Source organism: Variovorax sp. H27-G14 (assembly GCF_046156345.1).
GTDB lineage: Bacteria > Pseudomonadota > Gammaproteobacteria > Burkholderiales > Burkholderiaceae_C > Variovorax.
In genome coordinates this window covers 581097-592940 of record NZ_JAYLVN010000001.1, presented here as the reverse complement: position 1 = coordinate 592940, position 11844 = coordinate 581097, and the positions used below count along the sequence as shown (strand labels likewise).

General features: G+C 61.4%; 9 protein-coding genes and 1 tRNA gene. 5 read left to right on the top strand and 5 right to left on the bottom strand.

The window, feature by feature from the left end; all coding sequences use genetic code 11:
• Positions 1-292: 292 nt before the first annotated feature.
• Together VLK31_RS02765 and VLK31_RS02760 are read left to right on the top strand one after the other, a co-directional pair.
• A complete protein-coding gene (locus VLK31_RS02765; protein WP_409166839.1) occupies positions 293-4846 on the top strand; it encodes an RHS repeat-associated core domain-containing protein in 4554 nt (1517 codons plus the stop codon).
• Between the two features lie 11 nt (positions 4847-4857).
• A complete protein-coding gene (locus tag VLK31_RS02760) occupies positions 4858-5349 on the top strand; it encodes a hypothetical protein (RefSeq protein WP_409166838.1) in 492 nt (163 codons plus the stop codon).
• 314 nt (positions 5350-5663) lie between these two features.
• Here VLK31_RS02760 and VLK31_RS02755 read toward each other — a convergent pair whose 3' ends face one another.
• The 4 genes from VLK31_RS02755 to VLK31_RS02740 all read right to left on the bottom strand — a co-directional run bounded on the left by VLK31_RS02755 (position 5664) and on the right by VLK31_RS02740 (position 9046).
• Positions 5664-6299 (bottom strand): hypothetical protein, encoded by a 636-nt coding sequence (locus VLK31_RS02755; protein ID WP_409166837.1) that lies wholly within the window; start codon positions 6297-6299, stop codon positions 5664-5666.
• 265 nt (positions 6300-6564) lie between these two features.
• A complete protein-coding gene (locus VLK31_RS02750) occupies positions 6565-7065 on the bottom strand; it encodes a hypothetical protein (RefSeq protein ID WP_409166836.1) in 501 nt (166 codons plus the stop codon).
• Positions 7066-7559: 494 nt separating this feature from the next.
• Complete coding sequence (locus VLK31_RS02745) at positions 7560-8780, bottom strand: tyrosine-type recombinase/integrase (protein ID WP_409166835.1); 1221 nt, start codon at positions 8778-8780, stop codon at positions 7560-7562.
• Between the two features lie 181 nt (positions 8781-8961).
• Positions 8962-9046, bottom strand: a tRNA-Leu gene (locus VLK31_RS02740).
• A 41-nt stretch (positions 9047-9087) separates the two neighbouring features.
• Here VLK31_RS02740 and cysM point away from each other — a divergent pair.
• From cysM to VLK31_RS02725, 3 genes are all read left to right on the top strand, one after another.
• A complete protein-coding gene (cysM, locus tag VLK31_RS02735; protein WP_409166834.1) occupies positions 9088-9990 on the top strand; it encodes a cysteine synthase CysM in 903 nt (300 codons plus the stop codon).
• Positions 9991-10064: 74 nt separating this feature from the next.
• On the top strand, positions 10065-10643 hold the full coding sequence (locus VLK31_RS02730; protein ID WP_409166833.1) for an NUDIX domain-containing protein: 579 nt from the start codon (positions 10065-10067) through the stop codon (positions 10641-10643).
• On the top strand, positions 10633-10860 hold the full coding sequence (locus tag VLK31_RS02725; RefSeq protein ID WP_409166832.1) for a sulfurtransferase TusA family protein: 228 nt from the start codon (positions 10633-10635) through the stop codon (positions 10858-10860). Before VLK31_RS02730 ends, VLK31_RS02725 begins: the two co-directional genes overlap by 11 nt.
• 81 nt (positions 10861-10941) lie before the next feature.
• Here VLK31_RS02725 and galU read toward each other — a convergent pair whose 3' ends face one another.
• Positions 10942-11832, bottom strand: coding sequence for a UTP--glucose-1-phosphate uridylyltransferase GalU (gene galU, locus VLK31_RS02720; RefSeq protein WP_409166831.1), 891 nt, complete (start codon positions 11830-11832; stop codon positions 10942-10944).
• Positions 11833-11844 lie beyond the last annotated feature (12 nt).

Here is an 11844-nt window from a genome sequence, read left to right as displayed (position 1 = left end):
AGGCCACGAGCAAAAACTCGTTTTTGCAAGGAGCGCCCTTGTCGTGGAGTAACAACGCAAAAGCGCGACTGGTGCGTACTTTCATGTTCAACATTTCCTCGGTTGCCTCCGCTGGTCAAATTGTCCTTGAATGCGCGTACCCGCGCGGCTAACCTGAAACAACTTGCATTGAGTGCGCTGCATGGCAGGCCGGTTCAACTGAGGGGTTGACCGTTCAAGAAATTCAAGGCGTGACAAGTCATGGAGCGTGAGTCGCAAATATTCACGCATGTGAAAAAAACGAGGAGGCGAAATGCTGGGATTCAAAAATCTATTGCAGTGCGGCGGTCAAACGATATTGAAGGTTGCTTTTGCGGCTTCCTTGGTTTTTTCAACAGTCGGCGCTCGCGCGCTCGAGTACGTAAATCACTACTACAACGTTTCACTGCCTCGCCCCTGGGCCTTTTTTTCAAGTGCCCCTGCTGTTTGCGACGAAATGGTTGCGTACCTCAACAGCCAGCTAGCGCCAAGCGCCTTTGCTCTACTTTCCGTGACCGATTTGCCTCCCGTTGGCGCGGTTTGCTCAATAAGACAAACATCTCCAGGGCCTAATCCCACGCCCCTTGACTTCTATAATGAAGCATTAATCAACCAATGCATACCAAATAGCCACCCGGTTGACGAGATGGTTAACAACTACGTCGGATGCAGATGCAACGATGGGTTTGGAACAAATCAGGCTGGAACCGCTTGTGTGGCAGTTACGTACCCAACGCCGCCAGAACCGCCTTCATGCAAGCGGGGGGCTGACGGCGCACAAGTAGGCGCTCCAATTCTTCCCGCGAGGGCAGAAAAATATCGGTCCGAAACTGACTGGTCTGATTCTGGCCCCGGTGCCTTGTCCTTCACGCGTACCTATCGCAGTACTTGGGCAAGCGATTCGACCCGGATTGGCAATTCGTTGGGCAAAGTTTGGTCTCACAGCTTTAGCGCCAAACTGGTCGCCACACCCAGCACGTCTCCCGTCACTGCAGCCATCACCACAGGTGAAGGCTATGAGCGAACCTTCGGTAGGGCTTCAGGCGCAAGCGTCTGGAGCGCCAGCAACAGCGCTGACACGCTGACCCAACTTTCCTCGGGAGGCTGGACTTACTACCGCGCAGACGACAACATCACGCTCAGCTTCGACGAATCTGGCAAGTTGCTGACGCAGAAGGATCGCAATGGCTGGATCACTACCTACACCTACAACGGCGCTGGTCAGCTTGCTAGTGTTACGAACAACTTCGGCCGCGCTCTCGCCTTCGGGTACAACGGCGCAGGCCAGCTGAACACCGTCAAGACTCCCGATTCGCGCATCATCGCCTATGGGTACGACAGCACGGGCCGTCTGGTCTCAGTCCTTTATCCCGACGGCAAGGGCCGCAGCTTCGTATACGAGAACACCTCCTTCCCTCAAGCACTTACTGGCATTTTCGACGAGGCTGGTGTTCGCTGGGGCACGTTTGCCTACGACAGCACGGGCCGCGCGATCAGCACGCAATTGGCAGGCTCGGTCGACAGCTACCAAGTCAGCTATCCCTCGGCGGGCTCTGCCACGGTGATCGATCCGCTGGGCAGGATTCGCAAGTACAACTACGGCATGACGCTGGGCAAACTCGCTGTCACTGGAAGCTCACTACCCTCGGCCCAGGGCGAGAGCGACGCTGCCAGCCGTGCGCAAGACGCCAACGGCCTGATCACGTCGGAGACCGACTTCAAGGGTGCGGTAACCACCACCACCTGGGACGTTGCCCGTCGCTTGCCGACCACCGTGATCTACGCCGCAGGCGCGCCCGAAGCCAAGACAGTCACGACTCAATGGCACTCGACCTTCGCGTTGCCGGCACTGGTCACCGAAGCTGACCGCACCACCGCCTACACCTATAACGCTGTCGGCAATGTCCTGACCAAGACTGTTAATGACACCACGACCGGAAAAGCCCAGCTCTGGCAGTGGACCTACAACACGTCGCAGTTGGTGGCAACCGCAACCGAACCCAACGGCGCAGTCACCAGCTACACCTACGACCCGCGAGGCAACGTCCTCACATCGACCAATGCCCTGGGCCATGTCACCGGCCACACCTACGACAACGCCAACCGCGTGGTCAGCACCACCGCCCCCAATGGCATGGTCACCACCTATACGTATGACCCACGCGATCGCCTGCTGACCCAGACCGTCGGGGGCCAGACCACCACACTCACCTATAAGCCCTTCGGCGCAGTCGAGACCATCACCCAGCCCAACGGCCTCGGCCTGACCTATGACTACGACGCCGCCCATCGCCTCACAGGCTGGAGCAATAACCGCGGCGAGTCCGGCACCTACACCCTCGACGGCATGGGAAACCGCACCGCGGAGCAGATCAAGGACAGCGCCGGCAACGTTGCTTGGAACACGGCGCGCACCATCAACAACGACAACCGTCTCGTCGCCAAGACCGAAGGCCCGAATCAGACAAGCTCCTTCGGCTACGACGCCAACGGCGAACTGATCACCCAGACCAACGGCTTGAACCAAAGCACCCAGTACGGCCTCGACGGCCTGCGCCGCGTCAAGGCTGTGACCAATGCCCTCAACGCGACCGCCACCCTCAAGTACAACGCTCTCGATGCCGTCACTGAAGCAAAAGACTTCAAGGGCGTGGCCACCACCTACGCCCGCGACGCCCAGGGCAACGCGACGATCGAGGCAAGTGCCGACATGGGTGGCGCCAGCACCCAGTACGACGCCCTGGGCCTGCCCAGCCTGATCACAGACGCCCTCGGCCACGCCACGACCATCACCCGAGACCTGCTCGGACGGCCGATCAGCCTGGTCTTCGCTGACGGCAAGACCACCACGCTGCGCTATGACCTTACTACCAACAGCAAGGGCTATCTGTCGGAGGTCATCGACCGCAGCGGCACCACTGAGTACACGCGCGACGCCTTCGGCCGCGTGACCCTCAAAAGGCAGACCCTGGCCAACGGCAGCGTGCAGCAGGTGAGCTACAGCTACAACCCCAACGGCACGCTGGCGGGCATCGGCTATCCCAACGGCGGTGGCGTGCTCACACACACCTACGACAACACCGGCCGCTTAGCAGGATTGAGCCTGAACGGCAACCCGATCGTCACCGGGATTGCCTGGAATCCCCTGGGCCAGCCGACGGCGTGGACTTGGGCGTTCTCCAGTCCTGCCATCGCAGCCAGCCGCGTGTACGACGCCGCAGGTCGCATGACGGCGACAGACTTCAGCAGCTACGTCTATGACTCCGCCGGCCGTATCACGAGCCTCACGCAGAACCTTTACCAGCCCGGCCCCACGCAAGGCTCCATCGGCAACGGCAACGTTACATGGACCGTCGGCTACAACCCAGCAGGTCGCATTGCAAGCTTCAACGCCACGGACTCCACCGCTGGCTTCAGCTACGACGCCAACGGCAATCGCTTGAGCACCACGCGTGTGCTTGGCGGCCGGAGCACCAGCCGCAATTACTCGGTGGGCGCTGGGAGCAACCTGCTCGCTGGTTTCACCCAAAACATCAACGGCATTAACAACACCAGCGTCACCTTCGGCTATAACGCCAACGGGGATCTGCTGACTGACGGCCTGCGCAGCTATACCTACGACGCAGAGGGTCGACTCGCCACGGCAACGACCGGCGCGACCGATGTCAGCCCGACAACGAGGTATGCGCACAACGCGCTGGGGCAGCGGGTGTTTAAGACAGAGCCGTTGTACCCGCCAGTACAGGGGGACGAGAGCAACCCGGGCTTCATGCAGAGTTTGATCGCGTTCTTTACAAAGCTGTGGAGTCCGGCCACGACGCAGGCCGAGCAACTTGGCTATGCGTATATCTACGACGAGCAGGGCACGTTGATCACGGAAGTGGGCAGCGGCGGCACTCAGAGCGTAGGCCAAGCGCAGTACATCTATCTGCCCACGGCCAATGGGCCGATGCCGATCGTGGCTGTGATCGACGGCGCCACGTATGCGATGCACAGCGACCACCTGAACACGCCGAGGAGACTGACGAACGCGAATGCGCAAGCTGTCTGGCAATGGGGCTACAGCGCTTTCGGGGAAGACAAGCCAACGCTGGCGAAGAATCGGTTTGCGAACTTGGAAGTGACACCATACCCAGGGACCACGGACATCGCAGCGGTGAAGTTCAATCTGAGGTATCCGGGGCAGTATGCGGATGAAGAATCGGGCCTGTTCTATAACGGCTTCAGAACATACTCCCCAACGGGTGGTTTCTACACGCAGAACGACAAGATCGGATTAGCCGGAGGTCTCAACAGGCGCATTTATGCAGATGGCAATCCGCTGATGTTCACAGACTCGCTTGGATTGCAGTCGGAGGTCTGGGATCAACCCGGTGGACCACTTATCGGGCTTCCAAATCCAACTGCGGACGCGCAGAGAGATTTGGCCAACCGCGCGACCAAGGCACTTAAGGAAGACTCTGAAAAGACGTACCAGACATACACTCGATGGAACCCTCTGACGGGCCAGTGTTACTCGGGACGAACTTCGGGCACAGACACGCCGACGAACAATGTGAAGAATCGCGGCTATGGGCAGCCGTTACTGAATGCCGAGGGATTTCAAGCGCCTGTGTTGGATAAGTCTTCCTCCAGTTACAACAGCATTCGTGGCCGCGAGCAGCAGATGATCGAGGTTAACGGTGGCGCTAAAAGCTCTGGAGGAGACTCGAGAAACATGATTAATGGAATTTCACCCGCCAACCTTGCTGGGCCTTTAATTTACATTCCCTCTGCAATAGCCGATTTTGGCGTGCCAGTGCCTGCTGGCAAATGCACATGCCAATAGGAGGCGCCATCATGCAGGCCAACAAGCTTACAACTGAAGACTACGAACGATTGAAGACATTTTTTGTGTGCTACGTTGACTGGTTTATTCCAGAAACACATAGAAGCAAAAATCCAGATGACCAACCTTTGGCCTTTCTTCGTAGGGTCGAACAAACCTCTCTTGCCAATGCCAAGAAGGGCTTGCAGATGGCCGTTAATGACACGGTTGAAGCAACCGCTGAATGGACGCCCGAACAGGTAGCCGCTGCTGATGCCAAGTTCACCGCCGCTGGCACGTTCAGCTTGAGCGAGGTCAGGCGGCGCTATTCGAAGAAGTACCTGCAGATTCTCAAGCGCGGCGTGATCCGCTCGGAGACGGAGTGCTACCTGATCAAGGGCATATTGGATGGTGGAGGCATCGACCCCGGGGCAACAGAATCAACACAGCTCCAAGCCATGCTCAACGACTTTGAAGTGCGGTTCGTTGCGGCGCAGAAGCAAAAACCATCTGCCTCGGAGTAGTCCTCATCGCTGACCCAGCTGCCACGCTGTGCCTTGTTCATCACCGTCCAAACAGCTTCCGAACAATCGACGGTGCAAGTAGCCCTGTTAGGAACGGGTGACATTCACCGAATCAACGACTCCAGCAGATTGCCGCTCCCGAGGATCGGTGACGGCGGGTCTTGGTCTTAAAGGCTCGGAGGTCGGCGCTCCTAAATCACGCCGAAGAGAGTGACTTGAGCCGGGGCTCGGTACGCAAGGCGCCGGTACGCAGCACGGTACGCAGTGAAACCGGGAAAATCCCGGTTTGATCATTGAGCGTCGGCGGGCGCGACTTAGCCCGCCGTGACACGCTCAATTGCCGCGTCTGTCTTTTGCAATAGGCGCATCGCTGCGTCGACGTGCCCCTTGAGCGAATACAGACCGGGCGCTCTGGCAAGATCGCCGGCTTCGAGCGCGAGCTTCAAGTTGGCGATGGCGTTGCGATCGGTCCGGATATGGTTCATCAGCTCGACAACGAGGCGTACCGCTTTGACATCGGGGAGATCGTGTAGCGGGATTGATTGTGCAGAACGCTCGGTGGTCATGAACTGCGCATCAGGGTCGATGCGGAGCAGGTATGCCGATTGAACTGCCAGATTTCCGTCGATCATTGCGGCTATCGCCTGAATTTCGCGAGCATAAAGATCGACGAAAGTTCGGATCGCCTCAAGCATCACGAGCGCCTTTCGTTGGTGCTCGGCTGCGATGAGCGACCTGGATTGCGCCGTTTGCCATGCTGCTATGGCGACTGCGAACATGATCGCAAGAATGGAGCCCACGGCCTGAATCCACGCAGGCGCTTCAACTTTCGCTGCCCAGCATCCGATCGCTGCCCACCCTGGGTAGATCGCCAGCGCCAGCCCGCCAAACAAAAGCACGAGCGCAATCGCACCCACGGTCGCGCCCGCCGTACCCAGTTCGTTTTTCATGTCGTCGCCCTCCAGCGGCCCGCAGTATGCCTCGTGCGTACTGCTGACCTTACCGATGCTGGAGCATGGTGTTGGGCCGCCTACATTCGGGGTCGAGAAAATCAACATCCGCCAATGGTGGATGTCGGCGTGGGGTGCTGCCCGGTTCGGGCGCCACCTGGTGGTCGAACCCATCTTGATGGCCCGCAGACCCGCATGGATGCTGGAGTCGTCGTGGTGGTCGCCGCGGCCAAAGGCCTGTGCTCTGTTCAGTGTGGGCTGCGCGCTACTGCTGCCCAGATCTTGGGTACTCGGCGATGACCACCACACCCTCCAGCATCGCCGGTTCCACGACGTATTCGTCCTCGCCGAGCCATCGACTGTGGCTGTCGGGCGCTGAGATGATGGCGCCGGCTGGCACGTCGCAACAAAGGAGGCATCCGCCCCCTGGATGCAACGCATTCCAGCCACTCCCGAAAATCTCGGCTGTTGCCCGCTTTGTCGTCCAGTTAAAGCCCAGCCGGCCGGCCTCGTAGCGTGCTGCGCTCTCGCCTCGGTACAGCGTCAGCCCATGGCCGTCGTATATCGGCAGCCAGGCCCTGAGCGCTTTCGTCAGCAGTTTGTCATCGGCAGTGCATACGCGGATGCGCTCCCCAAATTCAACCCAGCGACTTCGGAAGAGACGCGGCAAATCCCCCGCGGGCGGCTCAGCGAGCATCTGGGCGCAGACCGTTGGCCAGTGCTTCGCCCGCAGCGTGTCGAACAGGTCGCGGTCTTCCTGCAGCATTGCTCGCTTGAGGGTCTGAAGTGGCATGGAAGGACGATACCGGATGCGCCAGGGTGAAGCATTCGTTCACCCCCTGCCGGTTGGACCGGTACCTTTCACAGACCCCCAGCGCCAGGCGGCCGAGGTTTCCGCGTTTCAAACGGAACAACGTCGACGGAGACCGGCTCACTTCTGCGCCCATCAGGTACGCTGCTGCGATGCAATCCTCTTTCGTGGGTCTTTGTCTGTTGTGTGCATCTGTAGCGGCTCCTGGTGCGACCCGCGAAGACATCATGCGATCAAAGTACTTGCGAACCCAGTTCTGCATAGAGCGCGTCGTGGGCCAGCGGTGGCACGATCGCTACGAGGTCCCGCTCGTCATCAACCGCTGGGGCATCAGTGAACCGACGCTACGTGGCTTGGCGGCCGCGCCGGCGGAATTGAAGCGAGCCGATCAGCGATGCCGTGCCGAGAATGACCTGACGAATGAGCAGCGGCCAGCAGGCTGAAGACACTCACGCCGCCTTGAACTGCAGGATCTCGGCGCCCGCGGCCAGCTTGTCCAGGTAGTCGGCCCAGCGCTGCATCATTTCGCGGCGCGCCGGTAGGTGAGCGGTGCGGTTGTAGGCCCGGCCGTTCGGATCTTTCACGGTGTGCGCCAGTTGGTGCTCGATCAGGTCGGGCCGTTCGCCCAGCACCTCATCCATGATCGTGCGCGCCGTCGCGCGGAACCCGTGACCAGTCATCACCTCCGAGCCATAGCCCATGCCGCGCAGCGCGGCGTTGACCGTGTTCTCGCTCATCGGGCGCTCGCCGGTGCGGATGCTGGGCAATACATAGCGGCCGTGCCCAGTGAGCGGATGCATCTCCCTGAAGACCGCGATCGCTTGGACGGAAAGCGGCACCAGGTGCTCCACCTTCATCTTCATCTTGGAAGCCGGGATACGCCACTCGGCGGCGTCGAGGTCTATCTCTGCCCACTCGGCTGTCCGCAACTCGCCGGGCCGCAGAAACACCAGCGGCGAGAGCTTCAGTGCGGCGATGGTGGCCGGGTGCCCGGTGTAGCTGCGGATTGCACGCATGAGCTGTCCCACGCCCTTGGTTTCGGTGATGGCGGCGTAGTGGGTCTTCTCGACCGACGCCAGGGCGCCGCGGAGGTCGACCGTCACGTCGCGGTCGACGAGCCCTGTGGCCACGGCGAAGCGCAGCACCTGCGAGCAAACCTGCACGACGCGATGGGCGCTTTCGTTGGCGCCGCGGGCCTCCATACGCCTCGCCACCTTGTCCAGTATGTCCTTGGCCTTGAGGTCCGCCACGGGGTCGCGTCCAATGAAGGGGAACACGTCTTTGGTGAGCCAGGTTTCGATCTTGCCGTGGGTGCTGGGGCCACGCTTGCTGGCTGTCTTAACCAGCCAGTCGCGCGCGACCGCTTCGAACGTGTTGCCCGCGGCGGTGATCTTGGCTGCCTTCTCCTCACGCTTGGCCACGCCGGGATTGAGGCCGTCGGCCAGTTGTTCACGTGCCTTCTCGCGCCGTTGCCGGGCTTTTGCCAGCGACACCTCGGGATAGACACCGAGGGCCAGCGTCTGGGGCGTGCCGTTGATGCGGTAGTCGAGGCGCCAGTACTTACCCGACTCTTTCACTCGGAGATACATCCCGCCGCCGTCCGCGTAGCGCTCGCCGGCCGCGGAGCCTTTGTGCTTCACCTGCTTCACAAACGTGTCTGTCAACGCCATTCCAGTCCCTTTGATGTGTCGGTACTTCGATGCCGGCATTTCTGCCAGTACCGACAGAAGTGCCGACAAAGTGCCGATATGGGATGGTATGACTTGATGCCGCTTGAGACAAAGAAAAACCCGCTGCGCCTATGAAGCGAGCGGGTTCTGAGTCTTGGCGATACGCCATGAGACTGGCATGTGGTGCCCGGGGCCGGAATCGAACCGGCACACCTTTCGGTGGGGGATTTTGAGTCCCCTGCGTCTACCAATTTCACCACCCGGGCAGGGTTCTGAAGCAAGCCCAAAATTATGGCACAGTGGCTGCATGAATTATCCGACGATTGAAGATGCCATCGGCAAGACCCCTCTGGTCGCCCTGCAACGCATCCATGCCGCAGAAAACGCCAAGCGCGGCAACGTGATTCTCGGCAAGCTCGAAGGCAACAATCCGGCAGGTTCGGTGAAAGACCGGCCGGCCCTCTCGATGATCAAGCGCGCCGAAGAGCGCGGCGAGATCAAGCCCGGCGACACGCTCATCGAAGCCACCTCCGGCAACACCGGCATCGCCCTCGCCATGGCCGCAGCCATCAAGGGCTACCGCATGGTGCTCATCATGCCGGAGGACCTCTCCGTGGAACGCGCCCAGACCATGAAGGCTTTCGGCGCCGAACTGGTGCTCACGCCCAAGAGTGGCGGCATGGAATACGCGCGCGACCTGGCCGAGCAGATGGTCACGCAGGGCAAGGGCCGCGTGCTCGACCAGTTCGCCAACCCCGACAACCCGCGCATTCACTACGAGACCACCGGCCCCGAGATCTGGGCCGACACCAAGGGCAAGATCACGCACTTCGTGAGCGCCATGGGCACCACCGGCACCATCACCGGCGTGTCGCGCTTCCTGAAGGAGAAGAACCCCGCCGTGCGCATCATCGGTGCGCAGCCGGCCGAGGGCTCGCGCATTCCGGGCATACGCAAATGGCCCGCCGAGTACATGCCGAAGATCTTCGACCCTAGCCGCGTCGACCAGGAAATCAGCGTCACCCAGGACGACGCCGAGGAAATGTGCCGGCGCCTGGCGCGCGAAGAAGGCATCTTCGGCGGCATCTCGGCGGCCGGTGCTTTGTGGGCCGCGCTGGAAGTGGCCAAGACGGTGGAGAACGCCACCATCGTGTTCGTGGTGTGCGACCGCGGCGACCGCTACCTGTCGACCGGCGTGTTCCCCGCATAAACAGACAACAAGACGCCGCCGCGCCCCGCAAGAGTGGCGCGCAGGCGACCAACAAAAAGAAGAGAGAGACCCCCATGCCCCATCCCAAGTTCTGCCAGGTCTGCGCCACCCCGCTCGAATGGATCGCGTTGATGGAAGACGGCGGCCTCAAGGAGCGCCTGCGTTGCCCCAACTGCGGCCACACCCATTGGAACAACCCCACGCCGGTGCTCGCGGGCATCGTCGAATACCGAGGGCAGGTGCTGCTGGCGCGCAATGCCGCCTGGGGTCCCCGCATGTATGCGCTGATCACCGGCTTCATGGAAGCCGGCGAGACGCCCGAGGAGGGCATCACGCGCGAGGTGAAGGAAGAAACCAACCTCGACGTGAGCGCCACCAAGCTGGTGGGCGCTTATGACTTCCAGCGCATGAACCAGATCATCATCGCGTACCACGTGGTGGCCGATGGCGAGGTGAAGCTCTCGCCCGAGCTGGTCGACTACCGCCTGTACGACCTGCCCGACCTGAAGTGCTGGCCTGCCGGCACGGGCTACGCGCTGGCCGACTGGCTGCGCACGCGCGGGCATGAGCCCGTGTTCTTCACGGCGTCGGAGAACGAAGAGCGCCGCCGCGGCCTCTCGCTGCCGCCCGAGGAGCCGTCGCGTGCAAGTTGACCGCGAGCTCGACACGCGCGGCCTGAACTGCCCGCTGCCGATCCTGAAGGCGAAGAAATCGCTCAACGAAATGGTGAGCGGCCAGTTGCTGAAGGTGGTGTCGACCGACCCGGGGTCGGTCCGCGACTTTCAGGCTTTCGCCCGCCAGACCGGCAACGAGCTGATGGGCCAGGAAACCGTGGGCAGCGACTTCATTCACGTGCTGAAGCGCCGCTGACAACCGAGGCAACCCACAAGCCGACAAAGAAAAAGGGCCGCTGTTGCGGCCCTTGTCGTTGGAGGTGTCCTCGCGAAGCAATTACAGCTTCAGGCTCTTGAGGTATTCACGGAATTCCGCGCCCACCTCGGGGTGCGCCAGCGCCAGTTCCACCGACGCCTGCAAGAAGCCTTCCTTGCTGCCGCAGTCGTAGCGGATGCCCTTGTACGCATACGCGTAGACCGACTCCTTCTTCATCAGCGCCGCGATGCCGTCGGTCAGCTGGATCTCGCCGCCCGCGCCCTTGGGCTGGTTGCGAATTTCGGCGAACACGCCCGGCGTGAGGATGTAGCGGCCCGCCACGCCCAGGCGCGAGGGTGCGTCTTCGGGCTTGGGCTTCTCGACCATGTGGCTGACCTTCACCAGGCCCTCTTCGATGGTGTCGCCGGCCACGATGCCGTAGCGCTTCACGTGTTCCAGCGGCACTTCCTGCACCGCCAGCAACGACGCGCCGAGGCGGCCGAAGGCGGCGGTCATTTGCGCCAGCACCGGCTCACCACCCTTGGGGCCGACCATCAGGTCGTCCGCCAGCAGCACGGCGAAGGGCTCGTTGCCCACCAGGTGTTCGGCGCACAGCACGGCGTGGCCCAGGCCCAGCATGCGCGGCTGGCGCACGTAGGAGCAGGTCATGTCGTCGGGCATGACCGAGCGCGCGATGTTCAGCAGGGCGGTCTTGCCGCTGGCCTCGAGCTGGCTTTCCAGCTCGTAGGCGGTGTCGTAGTGGTCTTCGATGGCGCGCTTGTTGCGGCCGGTCACGAAGATCATGTCGCGGATGCCCGCGGCGTAGGCCTCTTCCACGGCGTACTGAATCAGCGGCTTGTCGACCACCGGCAGCATTTCCTTGGGCTGTGCCTTGGTGGCCGGCAGAAAGCGGGTGCCAAAGCCCGCCACGGGAAATACAGCCTTGCGGATACGCGTCGATGGTGTGGACATGGGCAGGTTCGG

Excerpts from the sequence above, each read along its gene's own strand:
- VLK31_RS02765 (WP_409166839.1), top strand. The coding sequence starts at position 293 with ATGCTGGGATTCAAAAATCTATTGCAGTGCGGCGGTCAAACGATATTG.
- VLK31_RS02760 (WP_409166838.1), top strand. The coding sequence starts at position 4,858 with ATGCAGGCCAACAAGCTTACAACTGAAGACTACGAACGATTGAAGACA.
- VLK31_RS02755 (WP_409166837.1), bottom strand. The coding sequence starts at position 6,299 with ATGAAAAACGAACTGGGTACGGCGGGCGCGACCGTGGGTGCGATTGCG.
- VLK31_RS02750 (WP_409166836.1), bottom strand. The coding sequence starts at position 7,065 with ATGCTGCAGGAAGACCGCGACCTGTTCGACACGCTGCGGGCGAAGCAC.
- VLK31_RS02745 (WP_409166835.1), bottom strand. The coding sequence starts at position 8,780 with ATGGCGTTGACAGACACGTTTGTGAAGCAGGTGAAGCACAAAGGCTCC.
- cysM (WP_409166834.1), top strand. The coding sequence starts at position 9,088 with ATGAATTATCCGACGATTGAAGATGCCATCGGCAAGACCCCTCTGGTC.
- VLK31_RS02730 (WP_409166833.1), top strand. The coding sequence starts at position 10,065 with ATGCCCCATCCCAAGTTCTGCCAGGTCTGCGCCACCCCGCTCGAATGG.
- galU (WP_409166831.1), bottom strand. The coding sequence starts at position 11,832 with ATGTCCACACCATCGACGCGTATCCGCAAGGCTGTATTTCCCGTGGCG.